Raw genomic sequence first — 21,932 nt, 5'->3', positions numbered from 1 at the left:
TGAGCTGCTTTCTTTTGCCTACTTTTCTTTGCAGCCGGCAAAGAAAAGTAGGTGCCGCCCCGCACAGGGGCGACGCCCGCGCCGCGAGGCGCATCGCGGATGCCAGCGAAAGCGGCAAAACATAACCCGCATCGCGGATGCCAGCGACAGCGGCAAGAGCAGACCGCATCGCGAATGCCAGCGCAACGGCAAGCCAAAACAAACCACCCGCGTCGCAGACATAGTAAAAAAAGGACCCACAATGCTTCTAGCCCAAATCAGCGATCTGCATATCAAACGCCAGGGCGCCCTGGCATACGAACACGTCGACACGGCAGCGCATCTGGCGCGCTGCATCAACCGCCTGAATGCCCTCGAACCGCGTCCCGACGCGGTCGTCATCACGGGCGATCTCGTCGATCAGGGCGAGCCCGAACAGTACGCATACCTGAAGTCGCTGCTCGCGACGCTCCAGATGCCGTACTACCTGCTGGTCGGCAACCACGACGAACGCCAGGCGCTGCGCGAAGCATTCAGCGACCGCCAAGAGCTGCGCACAGGCGGCGAATTCGTCCAGTACGCAATCGATATCGGTCCGCTGCGCCTGATCGCACTCGATTCCGTCGTGCCCGGCCAAAGCGCCGGCCTGCTCTGCGACGCGCGCCTCGCATGGCTCGCGGATCAACTCGATGAGGCAAGCAACAAGCCCGTGATCGTCGCGCTTCATCATCCGCCCTTCGTATCGGGCATCGCACATATGGACGCGTTGCGCCTCGAACCCTCGTCGGCCGGCAAGCTCGCGGCCCTCGTCGCGCGTCATCCGAATGTCGAGCGCGTGATCTGCGGACATGTGCATCGGCCAATGTTCGTGCGCTTCGGCGGCACGATCGCGTCAGCAGTGCCCGCGCCCGCGCATCAGGTGGCGCTCGATCTGCGCGACGACGCGCCGTCCGCTTTCGTGATGGAGCCGCCCGCGTTCGCCCTGCATCGCTATGACAGCGTGAACGGGCTCGTCACGCACCACGCCTATATCGATTCGGCAGACGGGCCCTATCCGTTCTACGGGCCCGAAGGGACGCTGATCGATTGAGCGTGCCGACGCGTGTCGTGACAGTCTCGCGGGCAAGCGCGGCGCTCAGCAGAATCCGCCCCGCTCCGGTATGATCGGCACGCTCGACCCTCTCACTGCGGCGCCGCGCCGGCCTGTGCAACATGTCCACATCCACTTCCGACACCGACGCGTCCGAACGCTCGCTGCATGGTCTGTTGCTGTTGCTCGCGACCATCGCGGGCGTCTCCGTCGCGAACATCTATTACAACCAGCCGCTGCTCGACGACTTTCGCAAGTCGTTTGCGCAAAGCGCTTCGTGGATCGGCGTCGTGCCGTCGGCGACCCAGCTCGGTTACGCGGCGGGCATGCTGCTGCTCGCGCCCCTCGGCGACCGGTTCGACAGGCGCAGGCTGATCCTGATGCAGATCGCGGGCCTGTGCGTCGCGTTGCTGTTCGCGGCGGCCGCGCCGAATCTGAGCGTGCTCGTGGTCGCGAGCCTCGCGATCGGCGTGCTCTCGACGATCGCCCAGCAAGCCGTGCCGTTCTCCGCCGAGCTCGCGCCGCCTTCGAAGCGCGGCCAGGCCGTCGGCACCGTGATGAGCGGCCTGTTGCTCGGCATTCTGCTGGCCCGCACGGCAGCCGGCTTCGTCGGCCAGTACTTCGGCTGGCGCGCGGTGTTCGGCGCATCGATCGCCGCGCTGATCGCGCTCGCCGCGGTCATCATCTCGAAGCTGCCGCACAGCAAGCCGACCTCGTCGCTGGCGTACGGCAAGCTGCTCGCGTCGATGTGGCATCTCGCCGTCGAGTTGCGCGGCCTGCGTGAAGCGTCGCTGACGGGCGCCGCGCTCTTTGCCGGGTTCAGCCTCTTCTGGTCGACGCTCGCGCTGCTGCTGGCGGGCGCGCCGTTTCACTACGGGCCGCAAGTGGCCGGGCTGTTCGGCATCGTCGGCGCGGGCGGCGCGATGGCCGCGCCGCTCGCGGGCAAGTTCGCCGACCGGCGCGGACCGCGTGCGATCGTTTCGCTGTCGATCGTGCTGTCCGCAATTTCGTTCGTCGTGTTCGCGCTGTCGGGTGCGAGCATCGCCGGCCTCGTGATCGGCGTGATCGTGCTCGATGTCGGCGTGCAGGCCGCGCAGATCTCGAACCAGTCGCGTATCTACGCGCTAAAGCCCGAAGCGCGCAGCCGCGTCAATACGGTGTTCATGGTGTGCTACTTCATCGGCGGCGCGGTGGGCTCGGCCGTCGGCGCGTTCGTGTGGCCGATGTTCGGCTGGGTCGGCGTGAGCATCGCCGGCCTGCTGTTCACGGGGCTCGCGGGCCTCAACCACTTGCGCGGACGTCCCGATCCGGTGGCCGCGCCGGCGGCGGCTGAATGACGCGCCATCGCGCCGCTCGCGCCGCGCTGCGCTAGCGTCCATCCAGACGCGCCTGCGCGTACTCGTGCAGCGCGTCGATCACGCGATCGAACTCGAACGACTTGTCATAGAAGTGCCGTACGCCGTACTGCAAGCAGCGCTCGCGGTACGCGGGCAGCGCATGGTTGGTCAGCACGGCGGCGAACGTCGAGTCGATCAATCCTTCTCTCTGCATATACGCGAGCACGGGCACGCTCGACCCGCCCTTCAACTGAAGATCGACGATCACGGCGTCGAAGGCTTCGCCATTGAGCAGCGCGATCGCCTCGTCGGTGGATTCCGCCTGCGCGGCGACATGCATGAGGCCCGATGCGTCGATCGCCTCGACGATGCTGCGGCGGATCAGCGGCGAATCCTCGATCAGCAGCACACGCAGCCCCGTGCGGCCGGAATCGTTGTGTGCAGTGTCGGAGTCGGCGTTCATCGGTTGCGTTCCATCGCGCGGGTCGTCTCGCAGGTCACTCGATCAGTCCGTTCTTGATCGCGTAATACGTCATGTCCGCGTTGTTCGTCATCCGCATCTTGTCGAGCACGCGCGCGCGATATGTGCTGACCGTCTTCACGGACAGATGCAGCTCGTCGGCGATATCGGTCGGAATCTGTCCGGCCGCGAGCTTGCAGAAAATCTGGAACTCGCGCTCCGACAACTGCTCGTGCGGATGCGCGGCGGCGGGCCGGTCGAGGCTGTTCGCGAGCGTATCGGCGACGGCCTCCGACAGATAACGATGCCCGCGCGCCACCGAGCGTATCGCGCGCACGATTTCATCGGGCTCGCAGTCCTTGCTCAGATAGCCGTTCGCGCCCGCGCGCAAAAGGTTGATCGCGTACTGGCTCTCCGGGTAGCCGGAGAGGATCAGCACGCCCTGCTCGGGCCGCATCTGCCGGATCACGCGCAGCGTGTCGATGCCGTTCTTGTCAGGCATCGCGATGTCGAGCAGCACGACGTCGAACGGCTGCTCGCGCACGAGGCGGATCGTCTCGTCACCCGTCGATGCTTCCGCCGCGACGCACATGTCGGGCTCGTCAGCGACGAACTGCCTGAATCCGCCTCGGACGATCGCGTGATCGTCCGCTATCAGCACTCGAATCATCTGTCGTTATCCGTGTAGCGCGCGTTGCAGCGGCGATGAGGGTTGCACTCACGCATTGGGTTGCACTCACGAATTGCACGCACGCGCGGGCATCACGCGCTGTGCATCCGCGCGCTGCAGCGCATGCTCATCCGCCGCGTACATCACGCATCATTCGCGGCCCGTGAGCAGATCGGCCATATCGTCCGCGTGCTCTTCCTCGACGGCGAGAATCTCCTCGAAAAGACGGCGCGTCGTGACATCCCCGTCGCCGAGATAGCGGATGATCTCGCGGTACGTATCGATCGCGATGCGCTCGGCGATCAGATTCTCGCGAATCATGTCGGTCAGGCCCGTGCCCTCCTTGTATTCGGAGTGCGAGCGTGCCGTCAGGCTGTCCGGCGCGAAATCGGGCTCGCCGCCCAGTTGCACGATGCGTGCAGCGAGCGTGTCGGCATGGCCCTGCTCTTCGTTCGCGTGTTCGAGGAACTCTTGCGCAACCGCTTCCGAGTTGATGCCCTTCGCCATGAAGTAATGGCGCTTGTAGCGCAGCGTGCAGACGAGCTCCGTCGCGAGCGCGCCGTTCAGCAGCTTGAGCACGGTGTCGCGGTCCGCGCCGTAGCTTTGCGTCACAGGCCCTTCATCCATATCCATGCGCGCCTGCGCGCGGATTCTTTCGAGGTCCATTACGAACTCGCCTTTCGATGACTTCGACATTGACTGACTCCTTGTACCTGTATGTGTGGGAAACGCGCGCGGGACCGCCAGCGAAGTCCGCTGCGAAAATGCGGTGTCGCCCCGCCGTGCCGCCCCGCGCGCCTGATGGCGTGATGCCTGCGTTATGTCCGGAACACGCCGAGCAGAAGCGTGACGACGAACACGACCAGAAAGATGTAGAACAGAATCTTCGCGATTTCGGCGGCGCCGGCGGCAATGCCCGTGAAGCCGAATACGGCGGCGATGATCGCGATCACGAAGAAGACGAGTGCGTAATACAGCATGACGGCGCTCCTTTCTGTCTGGGCGATTGGGTTATCCCCGTTTCATTGGGCGGGGCGTGCCTGGCTTTTGCTCTTGCACATGCTCATGGGTTGCCTTCGAGCGTCGCTAATCGACGATCTTCTTCGTCACAACGAAGCCGAGCACGAGGAACACGACGCACAAGATCAGGAACACCACGAACAGGAACTTCGCGATAGCCGCCGCGCCTGCCGCAATGCCCGTGAACCCGAGCAGCCCCGCGATCACGGCGATCACGGCGAAGAACAATGCCCACTTGAGCATGATGGCAACCTCCCCTGGATAAAGGTTCGATGACACTCATGGTAGGCAGCACGTTGCGTACCTGCATTCGGACGCGCGCTGTTTTTCGTGTGGGAATCCGCCGACATGCGCTTTCGATGCATCGTTCGACGAACCGTCCGCGCCCGTGCCCGCGTGCGGCGCGGACGCAAAAACGCCGCGCGACGCTACACTGTCAGTGACTTCACTGCATGGAGACAGCGGTGCCAGACGTAGCCGAAGCGGGACTCGCGTCGAGACTGTCGGGCTGGATGCACCGGCGCAGCTGGGCGATTGCGATGACGGTCGCGATCGTCATCACGTGCGGCGGCCTCGTCATTCTGGAGACGGCGCGCCAACGCATCGCGTCGGAGTATGAAGCCGCGCTCGAGGCGCGCGGCGTGAGCATGCAGCTGAGCGATCTCGACGGGCAGCTCGCGCAGTTGCGCTCGCACGAAAGCGCGTTTCTTCTGACGAAGCGCGACGGCGACGCGCGCAGCTATTGCGCGAGCGCCGCCGTTATCCGCCGCACGATCCGCTCGCTCGACGCGTGGTTCACACGCGCGGCCGACGGCGTCGAGCGTGCGAGCTTCACGCAGATCGCCGCGCTCATCGACGCGCGCATCGGCAGCGGCGCGCAGGCGTTGCAGCAGGCCTCGCCTCATCGGCTCGATCTCGCCGCGTGCGGCGACGTCACGGCGAGCAGCACGGCCGATGCATCGCTCGTGACAGGCACACTGTCCCTGCTGCGCGATAACGAAGAGCGCCGCGCGCAGCGCGCGCTCGATGCGAGCCGTGCCGACCAGCGCGTCTCCACGCTGGTCGCGGCGGGTCTGTCGGCGCTCAACATCGTGCTGTTCATTCTGCTGTTCCGCAATCTCGGCATTGAGATCGACCGCCAGGCGCGCGCACAGAAGCAGTTGATCACGCAGCAGGAAGAGCTCGATCAGCTCGTCAACGAACGCACGCGGCAACTCGAGGCGCTCGGCTGGCACCTGCAGGCCGTCAGCGAAAACGAGAAGACCCAGCTTGCGCGCGAATTGCACGACGAACTCGGCGCGATCCTGACGGCGAGCAAGATGGATGTCGCGTGGGCGCGGCGCAAGTTGCAGGATACGGAGCCCGCCATTGCGGAGAAACTGGCCCGCGCGCTGGAGACGCTCGATCAGGGCATCGCGTTGAAGCGTCGCATCATCGAAGACATGCGGCCGACGGTGCTCGCGACCTTCGGGCTCGTCACCGCGCTGCGCACGCTCGCCGACGAAGCCGCGCAGCGCAACGGCTGGGTGCTCGACCTGCAATTGCCCGCCGACGACATTCAGCTCGACGAACAGACCGAGATCGCGCTCTTTCGCGTTGCGCAGGAATCGCTGACCAATGCAGCCAAATACGCGCGCGCGACGCAGCTGACGATCGGCCTCACCGTGCTTCTCACGGCGGGCGGCGGCGAAGTGTCGCTGCATATCGCCGACAACGGCATCGGCATCACGCCCGCCGATCTGACGCGCACGCATACACATGGCCTGATGGGCATGCGCCAGCGCGTCGCCGCGCGCGGCGGCCGCTTCGACATCCGTCGCGGCGACCCGCGCGGCACCGATATCCGCGTCGTGCTGCCCGTGGCGAATACCGGCGCGACGTCCGCGGAATCCGGCGAAGGCCGCAGCGCAGACGAAGCGGGCGGGCGCGCGCCGGGCCAGCACACGGACGCGCCAGTCGGGCGCCTTTGACGCGCGTCGCCACTTCTCTTGCACGTCCCGCCCGAGCGCTGCGTAGGATTGCGCCGACACGAAAATCGTGGCGTCTCCGACAGCATCGCGACAGCGCGCCTCTTACCATGGAATCAGACCGGATCGGCTGGCGCGATGCCCCGGTCGAACGACAAGCCGCGCGCACAGCGATCTCGTACGCGGCGCGCGAATCGATCGACGCATTCCTGTAGGGAGAGGACTCATGACACGACTCATCGCACTCCTGTTGCTTGCGGGCACGACGCTGCTGGCCGCGTGCAATACGGTGGCCGGCGCGGGCCAGGACATCTCGAAGGGCGGCCATGCGATCACGAATTCGGCCGAGAAGCATTCGGACTGACACCGCGCGCACGATCGATCCCGTTCACGCCATACAGCACGCCGCCGCATAACACGCGGCGGTTTTTTTTCGTCATGACGTTCACGACGCGGGTTCACGAAGCAGGCGCACGAAGCCGCGGCGACAGCCAATGCGCACGGCCGCAAGATCCGGCGGCCACAACAGAACGGCGGCTCACTTGCATGAGCCGCCCGTGCCGTCCCCCTTTGCTACCGCCTTGTTATTCCTTATCAGGCCATCTCGAGCCGTCTCGCGACCGGCTTCATTGACCGTTCAACGTATTGGTCAATTCGAGCGCCGGTTGCGTTGTGTTGCCGCCCTGAGCGACGAGCAGATGAATCTGGTTCGGCAGCAACTGGGTCAGCACGCCGCCGATCGGCACCGATGTCACGAGCCAGTCAGCGTTGTTCGCGAGATCGAATGCGCTCGACTGGAAGATGGGTGTCTTGCTGCCCGGCGTCGTCGCGATCAGCACATAGGTGCCGCCCGATACATAGATCGAGTCCAGGCCCGATGCCGGCACCGCGTTCCTGAACGACACACCCGCCATCGTCGGACTGATCGTCGTGATGTTCGTATTGCTCGCGGGCACCAGATAGAGGTCGAGGTTGTTCGCATTCGCCGACGCGTTGAAAGCACGCACGCGCGCGCTGTTCGACAGCAGACCCTTGTCGAAGGGATCGTCGATCAGGCCGATGTCCGGGGCCGTCGCACCGGGCACCGCGATCACCGTGTACTCGTGGCCTTTCGCGACATCGGGGAAGGTGCCGCTTGCAAGCGCCGTCGTCGTGCCCGCGGGCGCATACGCGACGAGAGTCTGTCCTGTGTTGATGTTCGCGAAGTTCGTCACGTTCTTGTACGAGATGCTCTTCTGCAACGCAGCGCCGTTCACGAGAAAGTCGACGGTCGGCCCGCTCGGAATGGCGTGAACGAAGTGGATCAACGGATTCTGCAGCCCGACTTCCTTGCCGACGTCGTTCGAGCTTCCGCCGCACGCCGTCATGAGCGCGGCCGCACCGACGATCGCCGCCATGGTTCTGATTATCTTCATTTTGCCACCTCTCCCTGATTGGGCCTGAGCCCGTTGATCCGTGGCTTGCCGCTAGCGTCCGTGCGCGCGCCCGTCGCCGGGTGATGTCGTCGCTTGATGTCGTCGCTTGATGTCGTCGCTTGATGTCGTCGCTCGATGTCGTCGCTTGATGTCGTCGTTATCCGCGCGCCGGCGCGTTGTTTGTGATGGCGGCGCGCCTTCATGTCCGCGACGCTGGACGGCCACTTTTTGCGTCGGCTCGCCCGCGTCGGGGGACGACTGCGGACAGCAATTGGCATGCCGCCCCATTACCCAAGAGATCTGAATAAAGCGCAGTAAGCAACGCTGGCCCCGACGCGATTAGAATTTTCCTTCAGCGGATTTGTGCGCGCTCGCGTGTATTGTTCGTGCGCGTCCCAACTTTACATGGTGCCTTGCATGTCTTACCCGCGGCTGTTGTCCGAGCTCGATCTCGGCTATACGCGCTTGCGCAATCGCGTCGTAATGGGCTCGATGCATACGGGCATGGAAGACCGCTTCTGGAATTATCCGAAGCTCGCCGCATACTTTCGCGAGCGCGCCAAAGGCGGCGCGGGTCTTATCATCACAGGCGGCATCTCGCCGAATCGCGAAGGCTGGCTGCTGCCGTTCGGCGGCACGCTCAACTCCGTCTTCGATCTTCACAACCATCGCAAACTGACGCGCGCCGTCCACGAAGAAGGCGGCAAGATCGCGCTGCAGATCCTGCACGCGGGACGCTATGGTTATCAGCCGCTCGTCGTGTCGGCATCCGCGTTGAAGTCGCCTATCTCGATGTTCAAGCCGCGCGCGCTGAGCGTCGCAGGCATCGCCAGGACCGTGCGCGCCTACGCGCGCTGCGCGCGGCTCGCGCAGCGCGCCGGGTACGACGGCATCGAGATCATGGGTAGCGAAGGCTATCTTCTGAACCAGTTCCTGTGTCCGCGCACGAACCGCCGCGACGATCACTACGGCGGCAGCATCGAAAACCGGATGCGGCTTGCGCGTGAAATCGTCGAAGCCGTGCGCGCCGCGTGCGGTGCGCGCTTTATCGTCGTGTACCGGCTGTCGCTGATCGATCTCGTCGAAGGCGGCAATACGTGGGATGAAACCGTGCAGGTCGCGAAGGCGCTCGAAGCGGCGGGTGTCACGATGTTCAATACAGGGATCGGCTGGCATGAGGCGCGTGTGCCGACGATCGTCACGTCAGTGCCGCGCGCGGCGTTCGCGCCGTTGACGGCGCGCCTGAAGGCTGCCGTCAGCGTGCCCGTGATCGTGTCAAACCGCATCAATACGCCCGATCTCGCCGAAGACCTGCTCACGCAAGGCATGGGCGATCTGGTGTCGATGGCGCGGCCGCTGCTCGCCGATCCCGAGTTCGTCGTAAAGGCTGCCGAAGGGCGCGCGCACGAAATCAACACCTGTATCGCGTGTAATCAGGCCTGTCTCGATCACACGTTCCAGAACAAGCGCGCGACGTGTCTCGTCAATCCGCGTGCCGGCCGCGAAACGGAGCTCGTCTATCGGCCGCTCGCCGCGCACGCAAAGCCGCGCGCCGTCGCCGTGATCGGCGCGGGGCCAGCGGGCCTGTCGGCGGCGACGGTGGCGGCCGCGCGCGGGCATCGCGTGACGCTCTTCGATGCAGCCGCAACCATCGGCGGCCAGTTCAACCTTGCGATGCGTGTCCCCGGCAAGGAAGAGTTCAGCGAAACGATCCGCTATTTCGGCAGCCAGTTGCGCAAGCACGCCGTCGAAGTGCGCCTGTCGACGCGCGTCGATCCTGCTCTGCTCGCGGCCGCCGCATACGACGACGTGATCGTCGCGACGGGCATCGTGCCGCGCCGCCCGGCCATTCCAGGCATCGACGGAGCGAACGTGCTGTCATATGTTGATGTGCTGCGCGGCGCGAACGTCGGCCGGCGCGTCGCGGTGATCGGCGCGGGCGGCATCGGCTTCGATGTCAGCGAGTTTCTGCTGCATCGCGCGGGCGAGCCGCTGCCGCTGTCGCGCGAGACCTGGGCGGACGAATGGGGCGTCGATTTGTCCATCAGCGGGCGTGGCGGGCTGAAAACGCCGCGCGCCGCCGATCCCGTGCGTGAAATCTGGCTGTTGCAGCGTAAAGTCGGTAAGCTCGGCGCGGGGCTCGGCAAGACTTCGGGCTGGGTGCATCGCGCGGCGCTGGCCCGTAACGATGTCAAGATGCTCGATGGCGTCGGGTACCGGCAGATCAACGAGCGCGGTCTTCTGATCGAACGCGGGGGCAGCGAGCAATGGCTCGAAGTCGATACGATCGTCGTGTGCGGGGCAGGAATCGTTGCGCGAACTCTACCCCGCTACGCCCGCCGCCGACGGACCGCGCTTTCATGTGATCGGCGGGGCGTCGATCGCGGCGGAGCTCGATGCGAAGCGCGCGATTCGGGAAGGGGCGGAGGTGGCGGCGAGGCTGTAGTCGTTCTTGCGCTCACGCGCTTTTTGCGGCTTTTGCGCTTCGTGTACCTTGTGTGCGCCTTGCCCTGTCGGTTCTTCCAGCACTTTCGCTTCGGCCGCCCAACACGCGATTCACCTCACGCCGTTCCACGCCGCCCGTAATCGAACCAGAACGACAACCCGACGCTCGCCAGAATCACCGCCGTCGCGACGACCGTCGCGCGCGTCACCGGCTCGCCGAGCAGCAGCGCGCCGAGCGCCACGGCGACGACGGGGTTCACGTACATGCAGCTGCTCGCGATGATCGGGCTCGTATGCCGGATCAGAAACCCGTATGCGACATACGCGGCCATCGTACCGATCAGCATCAGATACAGAAACGCGAGCACGGGCAGGAACTGAATGTCCATCATCCGCTCGCCCGAGATCCACGCGACTATCGTCGACATCGCGCCGCCGAGCCCGATTTGCAACGACGTCGACAGAAACAGATCGGACGGCAGCTTCAGGCGCGACGCCAGATGCGCGCCGCCCGCCCAGAAGAGCGCGCCGCAGAGAATCGCGAGACTGCCGCCCGCCGAGCCCGACGTCTGGTCCCCGTGGCTGAGGATCGCGATGCCTACGAGCCCTAGCGCGACGGCGAACCATTCGCCCTTCGCGATCTTGCGCCCGGCGATGGCCGCGATGACCGTCGCGAAGAGCGGCACCGTCGCGACCATCACGGCCGCCGTGCCCGTGCCGACGGTGCGCATTCCGTAGGCGAGCATGCCACTCGACAGCCCGACGAGCATCGTGCCGACGAGCCCCGCGTTGCGGATTTCAATCACCGGCGGCCAGGCAGGCTTGCGCCGCATTGCGAAAATGAATAGCCCGACACCCGCGAAGAAATTGCGCAGCCCCGACAGCAGCAGCGGCGGAAACGAGCCGAGCGCGACGTGCACGGCCAGGTAGGTCGAGCCCCACACGATATAGACGACGCCAAGCGCGAGCGCGATCTGTCCGCCGTGGGACTGCGGCAGGCGAAACGGGAAACGGTCGGGGAGATTGAACGCCACGTTCAGCCCGCCCGTGCCGGCGATGGCGCCGCGGCCCCGCTGAACACGCACGAACGGGACGGCAGGCGCCGCGTCGGCGACGCGGCATGAGGGGCAAAGCGGGAGGGCATGGCAGTAGAACGGTAAACGGCGGTGGAACAGCAAGGGAAGCACTAGGTCGATGGCGCGAATTGATGCCCTTCGTGATGCAGAATGCAACAATGTCGGCCAACGGACGCGAAAGCCGCGCCGCCGAGCATTATGCAGTATCCGGGCGAACCCCCGGCAAGAGAATCGTAACTTTCGTTGCAAGCGGGACGAACACAGCAGTAAGCGAAGCGCGGGCGCCGTCGATGCCCGCGCTTGCGATGAATGCGAACGCGCTCCGGCAGATCAGTCGTAGCTCACCATCACGATGGCAGCGCGTTCGGCCGCCGTGCCGCCCCCGATCGACAACGTGCCGCCCGCACGGCCCACGCTGAATGCCGTGCCCGCCGTCTGCGCATGTCGGTTGGCGTTGTCGGTGAAGCGAGTCCTGAGCGTGCGCGGCGCGGCAATGCCACCGTTCGCGTTGACGAACACGGCGACATGCGCCGAGGTCGACGGATTCGACGCGGGCAGGAACGTCACATCGACTGCCGATGCAGCCCGGTCCGCCGAATTCTGCGTATGGAATCCTTGCGCCCCGCTGGATCCCGAAGCTGAAGTCGCCGCGATACCGTAAGTCGGCGCCACGATCGCGCCGCTGAACGTAATGGTCCCGCCCGACGCATACGAGGCCGCGTTCGCCGCCCACGGCATCCACAGCCCGGCACAGATGACAACAACACCTGCCTTCCCGATCGCCCGCTTCGATGTTTTCATGCCGTTCTCCGATTGTTGATTTTGCTTAGGCTGACTGATCATTGGCTCACCCTCTGTCCGATGTAACGGTGGGCGGCGATCCATCTTAAATATCACCGATGCGGGTGCAATTGGGGATAAGGCCTTCCCCGTATTAATGAGAAAACAGGCTGACCAGCGCACGCGTCGCGCGCAAACGGCGCAATCCCGCTGAAAGCATGACGCGGCAAGGCTTTCAGCCAATCGAAAGCACCGCGCTGACTCACGCGGCGCCAATTTTGAGATTTGTTGCCAAACCCCGCCCGGCCAGGTTATCGTGTGCGCTGCTAACGCGGGGGTCCTGCGTTGTGCGTCGCCCGGAACAAAGCGGGCACCGCATGGCGTGGGTGAGAAATACCCTTTGAACCTGATCTGGATAATGCCAGCGCAGGGAAGCGTTCGGGCTCGCCGCTTCACCTGCCGTACCGCTTCACCCTCCTCGCGCGAACCCGGCCAACTTCCCCTCCGTCTCGTTCTCCTGCGTAGCTGTAACGCCCCACATTTGCATGGAGAGACGCATGAACGCCAACCCGAAATTCATTTCCGCGAACGCGCACGTCGACGAGGCCGCCGTCGCGCCGCTGCCGAACTCGCGCAAGATCTACGTGACGGGCTCGCAACCCGACATCCGCGTGCCGATGCGTGAAATCACGCAATCCGACACGCCGACCGGCTTCGGCGGCGAGAAGAATCCGCCCATCTACGTGTACGACACGTCGGGCCCGTACACCGATCCTGACGCGAAGATCGACATCCGTGCCGGCCTGCCCGCGCTGCGTCAGCGCTGGATCGAAGCGCGCGGCGACACGCAGGCGCTGCAAGGGCTGTCGAGCGAATACGGCCGCGAGCGTGCCGCCGATCCCGCCACCGCGCAACTGCGCTTTCCGGGCCTGCATCGCACGCCGCGCCGCGCGCAGCCCGGCAAGAACGTGTCGCAGATGCACTACGCGAAGCGCGGCATCATCACGCCGGAAATGGAATACATCGCGATCCGCGAAAACCAGCGCCGCGCCGAGTATCTGGAGAGCCTGAAGGCGAGCGGCCCGAACGGCGCGAAGCTCGCCGCGATGATGGGCCGCCAGCATCCGGGCCAGGCGTTCGGCGCTTCGGCGTTCGGTCCGAACGGGCTGAACGAGATCACGCCCGAGTTCGTGCGCGACGAAGTCGCGCGCGGCCGCGCGATCATTCCCGCGAACATCAATCACCCGGAAAGCGAGCCGATGATCATCGGCCGCAACTTCCTCGTGAAGGTGAATGCGAATATCGGCAATTCGGCCGTGACGTCGTCGATCGGCGAGGAAGTCGACAAGATGACGTGGGCGATCCGCTGGGGCGGCGACACCGTGATGGATCTGTCCACGGGCAAGCACATTCATGAGACGCGCGAATGGATCATCCGCAACTCGCCCGTCCCGATCGGCACAGTGCCGATCTACCAGGCGCTCGAAAAGGTCAACGGCAAGGCCGAAGACCTGACGTGGGAAATCTTCCGCGACACGCTGATCGAGCAGGCCGAGCAAGGCGTCGATTACTTCACGATCCACGCGGGCGTGCGCCTCCAATACGTGCCGCTGACCGCGAACCGGATGACGGGCATCGTGTCGCGCGGCGGCTCGATCATGGCGAAGTGGTGTCTCGCGCATCACAAGGAAAGCTTCCTGTACGAGCACTTCGAGGACATCTGCGAAATCATGAAGGCGTACGACGTGAGCTTCTCGCTCGGCGACGGCCTGCGCCCGGGCTCCATCTACGACGCGAACGACGAAGCGCAACTCGGCGAACTGAAGACGCTCGGCGAGCTCACGCAGATCGCGTGGAAGCATGATGTGCAAACGATGATCGAAGGCCCGGGCCATGTCCCGATGCAACTCATTAAGGAGAACATGGACCTGCAGCTCGACTGGTGCGACGAGGCGCCGTTCTACACGCTCGGGCCGCTGACGACGGACATCGCGCCAGGCTATGACCACATCACGTCGGGCATCGGCGCGGCGATGATCGGCTGGTTCGGCACGGCGATGCTGTGCTACGTGACGCCGAAGGAGCACCTCGGCCTGCCGAACAAGGACGACGTGAAGACGGGCATCATCACGTACAAGCTCGCCGCGCACGCCGCCGATCTCGCGAAGGGCCATCCGGGCGCGCAGGTGCGCGACAACGCATTGAGCAAGGCGCGCTTCGAGTTCCGCTGGGAAGACCAGTTCAACCTCGGCCTCGACCCCGACAAGGCACGCGAATTCCACGACGAAACCCTGCCGAAGGACTCGGCGAAGGTCGCGCATTTCTGCTCGATGTGCGGGCCGCACTTCTGCTCGATGAAGATCACGCAGGACGTGCGCGACTTCGCCGCGAAGGAAGGTATGAGCGATACCGACGCGCTGAAGAAAGGCATGGAAGTGAAGGCCGTCGAATTCATGAAGAGCGGCGCGGAGATTTATCAGCGTCAGTGACGCTCGAGCGTGCGTTGCGCCGCGCCGCGCCGCGCCGCGCGCATGAAAACGCAAGGCCCGCCTGTTGTCGAAGGCGGGCTTTTTTGCGCGCTTTTTACCGCATTGCGACGCCGTTGGCCCGCTTTTACGTACGCCGCGATTGTTCGACGGCGCGAAACATTTGATTACCAAACCGACACTTTGCTGACAAGCCCATACAAACAGAAACGGCACGCGGCGATACCATCGAATCACCTGAGCGGGAGCGCGACGTGCACCTCCCGTCGATAAAACATAGGGGAGCCGCAATCATGAAAACCTTCCATCGAATCGGTGCGCTAGCGACGCTCGTAGCCGTGGTGGCAAGTCTGTCCGCATGCGAGGGCATGACCACGCGGCAGCGCGATACGGCAATCGGCGCGGGTGTCGGCGGCGCGGCAGGCGCGGCAATCGGCGGCAATGCACTATCGACGTTGGGGGGCGCGGCCGCCGGCGGCGTGATCGGCAATCAGTTGGGCAAGTAACGGGATAGTCACCGCCTAGTAAAGGCCTGGTAACGGGCATGTAGCGCGCAAGGAACGAGCAAGGCAACGCTCTCGCGGCACATCTGACCAAAGCCCGGCCCCAAGCCCGCTCGAAGGCATGACACGACAGGACGCGGACGGAATACGACAAATCGCCTTCGAAGGCGATGCAGGCAAACGGCCTCGAATCGCGCGCCAGCTGTCAGGGGGCGAGACGTTTCGGAAGCCGAAGGGAGATGGGCAGAGTCCGGCGCGCACGTACGCGCCGGACATGTCCTGCAACGGATCGCGCATTGAAATACGCCGTTACCACTTTTTGACGTGGACGATGAAACGCTGACGTAAGCTCATTAAATAAAACGCGCGCTGCGTGTGGCGTCGCGCGATAACGAGGAGCACGTCATGAAGCCGCTCGATGCAACGTTGCGCGCCGGCAGCGCCGTTGCAGTGCTGGTGTTGTCCGGGGCGCTGTCCGGTTGCTACTACGTGCCGTACGGCTACTACCCCTACGGGTATTACCCCGCCTATTCCGCCGTGCCGACGGCGGCGACGCAGCAAGGGATCCCCGTCGCGCCCGGCGACATGGCCAATCCTCCTGCGCAGTCACAGTTCACGCTGCCCGACGGCACGTCGCCCGACGGGCCGCCGCCCGCCTACGACATGGCACCCGCGTACGCTGCACCTGCGTACTATCCAATCGCCTATCCGTATCCGTATGCCTATCCGTACCCGTACTACGCTTATGGCTGGCCGGGCTTCTGGTGGCCGTCGGCGTCATTCAGCGTCGCCTTCTTCGGCGGATGTTGCAGCCACAGCCACTATGGCCACTACGGCTATTACGGTCACTGGGGGCATTACGGCTATTGGGGCGGCCATGGCGGCTGGGGCGGCAGTCATGGCGGCTGGAGCGGCGGTCATGGCGGCTGGAGCGGGACCCACGCCGCCGGCTGGACTGGCAGCGGTCACTCGGGCTGGGGCGGCACAAGCGGCTCATGGGGCGGCGCTCACGCCAACTGGGGCGGCGGTGGCTGGGGCGGTGGCGGCGGTCACTTCTGGTCAGGCGGCGGCCACGGGCGCTCGCATTGAACCGCGTTGAACCGTATTAGAAGCTGACGCAGATCGGACGGCGCGGCCGCGCGGCTCGCGCGCGGCACAGTTGCATGTCGCTACAAAGCAGCACCCGCATCTATTCCCGCAATGCACTTCTTCGTTTCCCTGCTTGACTGAATCTGCCAGCGCTCTATTCTGGCGATTGCCTGTGCAACAGCTGTTTAATTGCGTGATCCGGCGTCCCACGCGTTGATCCCTACCGCGCGACGCCGCTTTCATCCGTCCAGACCTGCCGCTTCGCCGCGTAGGTGCAGTCTTCGCGTCGAATCGAACAACAACGAAGGAGACGTGATGTACCACCAGCTACTGACTCCCATTGGCAACTCGCTGTTGCCCTCGTTCATCGTCGCCGTGCTGCCGATCGTGTCGTGCTCGTGATGCTCGGCTGGGCGCGGCGTCCGGCGTGGCAGGCGTCGCTTGCCGGACTCGTGATCGGCTTGTGCGATTTTCGGCTGGCAGTTTCCCGTCGGCCTCGCGTTCGATTCCGTCGCCGCGGGCGCCGTGTTCGCCTGTTGGCCCGTGATGTGGATCGTCTTCACCGCGATCCTGCTGTACAACATCGCGCAGTATTCGGGGCGCTTCGCCGCCTTCCGCATGTGGATGATCGACAATCTGCCGAACGACCGGCGCATCGTGCTCGTCGTGATCGGCTTTTCGTTCGGCGCGCTGTTCGAGGGCATCTCGGGCTTCGGGACGCCGATCGCGATCACGAGTTCGCTGCTGATCCTGCTCGGCTTCCCGGCGCTCGAAGCGCTGACCTTCACGCTGATCTTCAACACGGCTCCCGTCGCGTTCGGCGCGCTCGGCGTGCCGATCACGGTGCTCGGCGCCGTCACGCACCTGCCCACCGATGCGCTCGCCAAGATGGTCGGCCGCCAGTTGCCGTTTTTCGCGCTGCTGCTGCCGTTCTACGTAATCGGCGTGTACGCGGGCTTTCGCAACATGCTGCGCGTGTGGCCCGTGCTGCTCGTGTCGGGCGGCAGCTTCGCGCTCACGCAGTTTGTCACGTCGAACTACATCAACTACAGCCTGACGGACGTGCTGTCGTCGCTCGTTTCGCCGATCCTGACGATTGCCTTTCTGCGCGTCTGGCGGCCCGCCGCCGATCCCGCCTTCGCGATCAACGTCGATCGCGTCAACGAAACGCGCGGCAAGGTCACGGGTGCGCAAGGCTGGTATCCGTGGCTGATCGTGTCGGCTGTGGTGATCATCTGGACAATCGCGAAGATCTTCATGATCGGCGATGTGAAGGTGCCGTGGCCCGGCCTCGACAAGGCCGTCTACATCACGCTGTCCAACACGCCGTATGGCGCGATCTGGGACTTCCAGCCGCTCGCGACGGGCACGGCGATTCTCGTCGCGGCCATCATCACGGCGCTCGTCGTGGGCCTGAAGCTGGCCGATTTCGGCCGCGCAATCGCCGATACGTGGGTGCAGACGCGCATCGCGATACTGACGGTTGGCGACTATCGTCGGCCTCGCGTACCTGATGAACTACTCGGGAATGAACTACACGCTGGGTCTCGGCGTCGCGTCGGTGGGGCCGTTCTTTCCGCTGGTGTCGGCGTTCCTCGGCTGGGTGGCCGTGTTCCTGTCGGGCAGCGATACATCGGGCAACGCGCCGTTCGGCAATCTGCAGGTGGTCGCCGCGCAACAGCTGAACCTGAATGCCGTGCTGATGGCGGCAACCAACTCGTCGGGCGGCGTGATGGGCAAGATGATCTCGCCGCAGAACATCTCGACGGGCGTCGCGACGACGGATCTCAAAGGCAAGGAAGGCTATGTGTTCGCGAAGACCTTCAAGCATTCGATCCTGCTGACCGTCGTGCCGGGCATTCTCGTATGGCTGCAGCAGAACGTGCTGCAATGGATGATTCCACATTGAAACGCCGATGCGATGGCGGCGCCACGCACGCGCGGGCGCCTGCCAGTCCCTCTGCCGACGGGCGAATTGTCGATTCTTGCTGTTTCATTCCATCGTGAAATGAAGCGCGCAAGCCCGGTGTTAACATGCATACGGGTCGCGACTCAACCGCGCGCGACGCCCTCACGATGAATCCAGTCAACGTTGTCCAGCTTCTCATTCTCGCCGCGCTGTGGGGCGCGTCGTTCCTGTTCATTCGCGTCGGTGTGAGCGATTTCGGCGTTGCGCCGCTGATGGCGCTGCGGGTCGGCATCGGCGCATTGTTCCTGTTGATCGTGCTCGTTGCGCGGCGTCCGCTGCGCGACTCGGCCGCGACCTTGCGCTCGCGCGCACTGCCGTTGCTGGTGGTCGGCATCCTCAATTCCGCCGCGCCGTTCTGCCTGTTCGCGTATGCGGAGATCACGCTGTCGGCGGGCGTCACGTCCGTCATCAACGCGACGACGCCGCTGTTTGGCGCGCTCGTCGCATTCCTGTGGCTCAAGGACAAGCTGAGCGCGTTGCGCAGCATCGGCCTCGTGATCGGCTTCGCGGGCGTGCTGATGCTCGTGTGGGATCAGATCGCCGCGCCGAGCGGCACCAACGTCTCGCCCGCCACCACCGCACTCGCGGCGACCGCCGCGCTCGGCGCCACGCTGCTCTACGGCGTTGCCGCGAGCTACACCAAAAAGCATCTGATGGGCGTCGACGCGCTGACCGTCGCGACGGGCACGATGATCGGTGCGACGATTGTCGTGCTGCCGTTCGCGGTCGCTTCGTGGCCCGCTGCCGCGCCGTCGCTGAGCGCGTGGGGCGCGGTGATCGCGCTAGGCGTCGCATGCACGGGCGTCGCCTACATGCTGTTCTTCCACCTGATCGCCGTCGCCGGGCCCGCGCGGACAATCACCGTGACATTCGTCATCCCGATCTTCGGCATTCTGTGGGGCGCGCTGTTCCTTCGCGAGCACGTGTCGATCGGTATGCTCGAAGGCTGCGCGGTGATCCTCGTCGGCACCGCGCTGGCGACGGGTGTGGTCAAGCGCATTCCGGGCTTCGGCGGACGACGGGTCAGCGAGCCGTATTGATTCGACGCGTCTCTACCGCGCTTTTCGTCGCGGCAAGAAACAGGCGGACGAAAAAATAGCCCGCGCTCCGGACGTGGCGAGCGGGCGAAACCGTCGCCCGCGAGGATAGCCGACAGCGTCAACATAACAGTCGCTGCTGGACGCCCGTCGAAATCGGGTGATAGCGTTCGTGCATAGCCTCGGCGCTGCGCCGAATGTGCGCAGCGCGGCGTGTGTGCCGTCGCGATACTGGCCGCACGGCTTTCGCCGCATGGCAGGCTTCTTCCGTCGGGTTGGCATCGCCGACTGACTCGTCAGGTCCATGCATGTATCGTTGTTGCCAGCGTCACAACGGCAACGGCAACGAAAAAGCCCGCGTGACGGCATGCGTCACGCGGGCTTTCTATCGAATGCGGCTGCGCGACGTGCGCAGCCGTATCAGTGCAGCTGATCGACCATCAGCGACATGATCTGCTTCGCTTGCGACGACGAATCGATGTCGCCCTTGTCATCGACGACGGCAACCCGCGTCTGGTTCGGCGTGACCGCGCGCACGTTCACGCGATACTGCTTGGCGACCTTCTCCTTGCGCCCGTGGAACACCTGGCTCCAGAAGCCCTGCTCGGCCGACGACATGTCCTTCGGATCGACGTAGCGGACAAAGTACAGACCGCGCGTGCGATCACGATCGTCGACGGTGAAGTTGCTGCGATCGAGCGCGAGCCCGACGCGCAGCCATGCGCGGTCGTACGGCTCGCCGAGCGTCAGTTCCGTCGACGAAGCCTGCGCCGACGTTTCAGCCGACGCTGCATCCGCCGCCGGCGTCTGCGCAGACAGCGCGACGTTTGCCGCCGCCGTCGCAGCCGCCGCCGATTTCGCGCCGCCCGCGGCTGCGTTCGGCGCCGTTTGCGAGCCAGCCGGCGATGTCGCCGGGGCAGCCGGAGAACTGACTGTCTTCACGCCCGTATCGTTCTTCGCGAGCGCGGCCATCAGGCGCTTCAGGTATTCGGTTTCGAGCGCGGGATCGTTCGGCTTCGGCTCCCACTTGCTCGTGTCGTTGTTCGGGCCACTCAGCGCTTCGCGCAGGCCCTTCTGGCTGATGAACACATAGGTGCCGCCATTCGGCGCCGCCTCCAGACGCGTGCGGTACTTGTTGCGCTCCGCCGTCACGTACGAGTTGCCGAGCGCCTTCGACAGCGCGTTACGGATCAGGCCGTCATTGATGGAAGGATGGGTTTCGTTCCAGTCCGTTTCCATCACGCCCTTGTTGCGCTCATCGACGACGAGCAGAAAGCCTTGTTCCTGCCAGAAACGGCGGATTTGCGGCCACGCCTGATCGGGCGTCTTGTCGTCGAGCACGAGCCAGCTTTCCGTGCCGTCGCGCTGGATATGCATGCCCGTCACGACGGGGGCAACCGACGCGCTTGTCGGCGCCTCGCTTTGGACCTGCTGCAGCGTGGACAGCGACGTCTGACCGCTTTGCGGCGGCAGCGAACGCTGGTCCGCGGTTTCCTCGAGCATGTTCGGCGGAACAGCGAGTGACACTTCCTTCGATTTCGAGTCGCTCTTGTAGTCGATTTTGGTCGGCGACGACGTGCCGCAGCCGGCGACGAGACCGCCTGCCATCAGCAATGCTGCAAACCGCTTGGTGAGACGAAGATCAGTCATGTTCTAGGAATCCTTCCGCTACGCCACGGCAAACCCGTGGACTAACCCATCATTTTACCGGGCCGGAGACTCGAAGTGCAAAAATGGGCTTTCCGTTCGCCCGCATGAATCTCACAGCGTTCCGACCGCGCCCCGCCGTCGATGGCGCCGCTGTTCGAACAGCGAACGCGGCCCGTCCGGCGCGCGACGCAAAAAACCGCCCGCATCATCTCATAATGAATCGGGAAACCTGCATTTCGAACCGGCTTACACCCCAAAATTAACAGTTCGACACGGTTTCCCGCCTGTCGAAAAAACCCACACGCGATGTCCTACGTCGTTGATTTTTAAAGACGAAACGCACGCGGTCCGCATTCTCTATTTTGAGATGTGAACGTCCCTCTCCCGTCCCATCGAATCTGGTCGCAAAAACCCGGTGATATCTTGAAATAACGATCTCAAAAATGATCGGAGTCCAACAGGGAGTAACAACATGATGCTCATCGACACTCACCGGGCGATCTCTGTCGCCACTTCCGCGCTGATTGCGCTTGGCGCGAATACGCTAGTCACGGGCAACGCACACGCCGAACTGGGGGGCACGATGGCAGCGCCACAAGCCGACGTCGGATCGACACGGCGCGTGTTGCCTGGCAGCGCAGTCCGGGTTCGTACCGCCGTGGACGCGGGCGGCACGACTATCAACGAATACGCGACCAGCAACGGACTCATCTTCGCCTACGGGTGGCAAGGCCCGACCATGCCGGACCTCACGCAACTGCTTGGCCCCTACGCGGAGCGGTATCGCACCAAAGCGGCTGCGCAACTCGACGCGCTGGGTCAGCTTCATGCGTCCCGGGTCGAGCAGCCGGACGTGATAGTCGAAACGGGTGGACAAATGCGCAGCTACGTTGGCCGCGCCTGGCTGCCTGCCGCCGTTCCGGCCGGTGTTTCGCTTTCCGACCTGAACTGAGGAGGTG

At 64.5% G+C, this 21,932-nt stretch carries 19 protein-coding genes, 1 pseudogene and 1 riboswitch; of the genes and pseudogenes, 11 read left to right on the top strand and 9 right to left on the bottom strand.

Features of this window, described 5'->3' with window-relative positions:
* Positions 1 to 241 precede the first annotated feature (241 nt).
* Positions 242 to 1,069 (top strand): phosphodiesterase, encoded by an 828-nt coding sequence (locus tag J8I87_RS32245; RefSeq protein WP_209936236.1) that lies wholly within the window; start codon positions 242 to 244, stop codon positions 1,067 to 1,069.
* 122 nt (positions 1,070 to 1,191) lie between these two features.
* On the top strand, positions 1,192 to 2,406 hold the full coding sequence (locus J8I87_RS32240) for an MFS transporter (RefSeq protein ID WP_209936235.1): 1,215 nt from the start codon (positions 1,192 to 1,194) through the stop codon (positions 2,404 to 2,406).
* Between the two features lie 31 nt (positions 2,407 to 2,437).
* Here J8I87_RS32240 and J8I87_RS32235 read toward each other — a convergent pair whose 3' ends face one another.
* The 5 genes from J8I87_RS32235 to J8I87_RS32215 all read right to left on the bottom strand — a co-directional run bounded on the left by J8I87_RS32235 (position 2,438) and on the right by J8I87_RS32215 (position 4,799).
* On the bottom strand, positions 2,438 to 2,869 hold the full coding sequence (locus tag J8I87_RS32235) for a response regulator (protein ID WP_209936234.1): 432 nt from the start codon (positions 2,867 to 2,869) through the stop codon (positions 2,438 to 2,440).
* A 34-nt stretch (positions 2,870 to 2,903) separates the two neighbouring features.
* On the bottom strand, positions 2,904 to 3,536 hold the full coding sequence (locus tag J8I87_RS32230) for a response regulator transcription factor (protein ID WP_209936233.1): 633 nt from the start codon (positions 3,534 to 3,536) through the stop codon (positions 2,904 to 2,906).
* 150 nt (positions 3,537 to 3,686) lie between these two features.
* Positions 3,687 to 4,232: a bacterioferritin gene (locus J8I87_RS32225; protein WP_209936231.1), complete on the bottom strand. Its 546-nt coding sequence runs from the start codon at positions 4,230 to 4,232 to the stop codon at positions 3,687 to 3,689.
* A gap of 122 nt (positions 4,233 to 4,354) precedes the next feature.
* Positions 4,355 to 4,516: a DUF1328 domain-containing protein gene (locus J8I87_RS32220; RefSeq protein WP_209936229.1), complete on the bottom strand. Its 162-nt coding sequence runs from the start codon at positions 4,514 to 4,516 to the stop codon at positions 4,355 to 4,357.
* Between the two features lie 106 nt (positions 4,517 to 4,622).
* Entirely contained in the window at positions 4,623 to 4,799 is a 177-nt protein-coding gene (locus J8I87_RS32215; RefSeq protein ID WP_082427194.1) for a DUF1328 domain-containing protein, read from the bottom strand.
* A 209-nt stretch (positions 4,800 to 5,008) separates the two neighbouring features.
* Here J8I87_RS32215 and J8I87_RS32210 point away from each other — a divergent pair, with 209 nt between their 5' ends.
* Complete coding sequence (locus tag J8I87_RS32210; RefSeq protein WP_209936228.1) at positions 5,009 to 6,526, top strand: sensor histidine kinase; 1,518 nt, start codon at positions 5,009 to 5,011, stop codon at positions 6,524 to 6,526.
* A 223-nt stretch (positions 6,527 to 6,749) separates the two neighbouring features.
* Positions 6,750 to 6,887 carry an entericidin A/B family lipoprotein gene (locus J8I87_RS32205; protein WP_209936227.1) on the top strand — a complete coding sequence of 46 codons (138 nt, stop codon included), beginning with the start codon at positions 6,750 to 6,752 and terminating at the stop codon, positions 6,885 to 6,887.
* A gap of 262 nt (positions 6,888 to 7,149) precedes the next feature.
* Here the strand turns inward: J8I87_RS32205 and J8I87_RS32200 are convergent, their stop codons facing one another.
* On the bottom strand, positions 7,150 to 7,938 hold the full coding sequence (locus J8I87_RS32200) for a DUF4397 domain-containing protein (RefSeq protein ID WP_209936226.1): 789 nt from the start codon (positions 7,936 to 7,938) through the stop codon (positions 7,150 to 7,152).
* A gap of 417 nt (positions 7,939 to 8,355) precedes the next feature.
* Between J8I87_RS32200 and J8I87_RS32195 the strand changes: the two genes are divergently transcribed.
* Positions 8,356 to 10,524, top strand: coding sequence for an FAD-dependent oxidoreductase (locus J8I87_RS32195; protein WP_409518848.1), 2,169 nt, complete (start codon positions 8,356 to 8,358; stop codon positions 10,522 to 10,524).
* Here J8I87_RS32195 and J8I87_RS32190 read toward each other — a convergent pair.
* Together J8I87_RS32190 and J8I87_RS32185 are read right to left on the bottom strand one after the other, a co-directional pair.
* Entirely contained in the window at positions 10,500 to 11,417 is a 918-nt protein-coding gene (locus J8I87_RS32190) for an EamA family transporter (RefSeq protein WP_209936238.1), read from the bottom strand. The two genes, J8I87_RS32195 and J8I87_RS32190, sit on opposite strands and share 25 nt — an antisense overlap.
* A 372-nt stretch (positions 11,418 to 11,789) precedes the next feature.
* The gene (locus J8I87_RS32185; protein ID WP_209936225.1) at positions 11,790 to 12,260 is read right to left on the bottom strand and encodes a hypothetical protein; all 471 of its coding nucleotides are present in this window, start codon (positions 12,258 to 12,260) and stop codon (positions 11,790 to 11,792) included.
* A 302-nt stretch (positions 12,261 to 12,562) separates the two neighbouring features.
* A riboswitch (TPP riboswitch) is annotated at positions 12,563 to 12,690 on the top strand.
* A 106-nt stretch (positions 12,691 to 12,796) separates the two neighbouring features.
* Between J8I87_RS32185 and thiC the strand changes: the two genes are divergently transcribed.
* The 5 genes and pseudogenes from thiC to J8I87_RS32160 all read left to right on the top strand — a co-directional run bounded on the left by thiC (position 12,797) and on the right by J8I87_RS32160 (position 19,326).
* Positions 12,797 to 14,728, top strand: coding sequence for a phosphomethylpyrimidine synthase ThiC (thiC, locus tag J8I87_RS32180; RefSeq protein WP_209936224.1), 1,932 nt, complete (start codon positions 12,797 to 12,799; stop codon positions 14,726 to 14,728).
* A 290-nt stretch (positions 14,729 to 15,018) separates the two neighbouring features.
* Positions 15,019 to 15,231, top strand: a complete 213-nt coding sequence (locus tag J8I87_RS32175) for a glycine zipper 2TM domain-containing protein (protein ID WP_209936222.1) — start codon at positions 15,019 to 15,021, stop codon at positions 15,229 to 15,231.
* Between the two features lie 402 nt (positions 15,232 to 15,633).
* Entirely contained in the window at positions 15,634 to 16,317 is a 684-nt protein-coding gene (locus J8I87_RS32170; RefSeq protein ID WP_209936221.1) for a hypothetical protein, read from the top strand.
* A gap of 315 nt (positions 16,318 to 16,632) precedes the next feature.
* Positions 16,633 to 18,226: pseudogene (locus tag J8I87_RS32165) on the top strand (L-lactate permease).
* Positions 18,227 to 18,351: 125 nt separating this feature from the next.
* On the top strand, positions 18,352 to 19,326 hold the full coding sequence (locus J8I87_RS32160) for a DMT family transporter (RefSeq protein ID WP_209936220.1): 975 nt from the start codon (positions 18,352 to 18,354) through the stop codon (positions 19,324 to 19,326).
* A 417-nt stretch (positions 19,327 to 19,743) separates the two neighbouring features.
* Here J8I87_RS32160 and bamC read toward each other — a convergent pair whose 3' ends face one another.
* A complete protein-coding gene (gene bamC / locus J8I87_RS32155; protein ID WP_209936218.1) occupies positions 19,744 to 20,973 on the bottom strand; it encodes an outer membrane protein assembly factor BamC in 1,230 nt (409 codons plus the stop codon).
* 472 nt (positions 20,974 to 21,445) lie between these two features.
* Between bamC and J8I87_RS32150 the strand changes: the two genes are divergently transcribed.
* Positions 21,446 to 21,925, top strand: coding sequence for a DUF2844 domain-containing protein (locus J8I87_RS32150; RefSeq protein ID WP_209936217.1), 480 nt, complete (start codon positions 21,446 to 21,448; stop codon positions 21,923 to 21,925).
* Positions 21,926 to 21,932: the final 7 nt, after the last annotated feature.

It is taken from the genome of Paraburkholderia sp. LEh10 (genome assembly GCF_017814945.1).
In the GTDB taxonomy this organism is placed as follows: domain Bacteria; phylum Pseudomonadota; class Gammaproteobacteria; order Burkholderiales; family Burkholderiaceae; genus Paraburkholderia.
The sequence above is the reverse complement of the archived record's forward strand: the minus strand, read 5'-3'. Positions and strand labels throughout refer to the sequence as shown.

Coding starts and splice junctions, on each gene's coding strand:
- J8I87_RS32200 (WP_209936226.1), bottom strand. CDS start 7,938: ATGAAGATAATCAGAACCATGGCGGCGATCGTCGGTGCGGCCGCGCTC.
- J8I87_RS32215 (WP_082427194.1), bottom strand. CDS start 4,799: ATGCTCAAGTGGGCATTGTTCTTCGCCGTGATCGCCGTGATCGCGGGG.
- J8I87_RS32220 (WP_209936229.1), bottom strand. CDS start 4,516: ATGCTGTATTACGCACTCGTCTTCTTCGTGATCGCGATCATCGCCGCC.
- J8I87_RS32185 (WP_209936225.1), bottom strand. CDS start 12,260: ATGAAAACATCGAAGCGGGCGATCGGGAAGGCAGGTGTTGTTGTCATC.
- J8I87_RS32210 (WP_209936228.1), top strand. CDS start 5,009: ATGGAGACAGCGGTGCCAGACGTAGCCGAAGCGGGACTCGCGTCGAGA.
- J8I87_RS32225 (WP_209936231.1), bottom strand. CDS start 4,232: ATGTCGAAGTCATCGAAAGGCGAGTTCGTAATGGACCTCGAAAGAATC.
- J8I87_RS32170 (WP_209936221.1), top strand. CDS start 15,634: ATGAAGCCGCTCGATGCAACGTTGCGCGCCGGCAGCGCCGTTGCAGTG.
- J8I87_RS32235 (WP_209936234.1), bottom strand. CDS start 2,869: ATGAACGCCGACTCCGACACTGCACACAACGATTCCGGCCGCACGGGG.
- J8I87_RS32205 (WP_209936227.1), top strand. CDS start 6,750: ATGACACGACTCATCGCACTCCTGTTGCTTGCGGGCACGACGCTGCTG.
- J8I87_RS32160 (WP_209936220.1), top strand. CDS start 18,352: ATGCATACGGGTCGCGACTCAACCGCGCGCGACGCCCTCACGATGAAT.
- J8I87_RS32150 (WP_209936217.1), top strand. CDS start 21,446: ATGATGCTCATCGACACTCACCGGGCGATCTCTGTCGCCACTTCCGCG.
- thiC (WP_209936224.1), top strand. CDS start 12,797: ATGAACGCCAACCCGAAATTCATTTCCGCGAACGCGCACGTCGACGAG.
- J8I87_RS32245 (WP_209936236.1), top strand. CDS start 242: ATGCTTCTAGCCCAAATCAGCGATCTGCATATCAAACGCCAGGGCGCC.
- J8I87_RS32230 (WP_209936233.1), bottom strand. CDS start 3,536: ATGATTCGAGTGCTGATAGCGGACGATCACGCGATCGTCCGAGGCGGA.
- bamC (WP_209936218.1), bottom strand. CDS start 20,973: ATGACTGATCTTCGTCTCACCAAGCGGTTTGCAGCATTGCTGATGGCA.
- J8I87_RS32175 (WP_209936222.1), top strand. CDS start 15,019: ATGAAAACCTTCCATCGAATCGGTGCGCTAGCGACGCTCGTAGCCGTG.
- J8I87_RS32195 (WP_409518848.1), top strand. CDS start 8,356: ATGTCTTACCCGCGGCTGTTGTCCGAGCTCGATCTCGGCTATACGCGC.
- J8I87_RS32240 (WP_209936235.1), top strand. CDS start 1,192: ATGTCCACATCCACTTCCGACACCGACGCGTCCGAACGCTCGCTGCAT.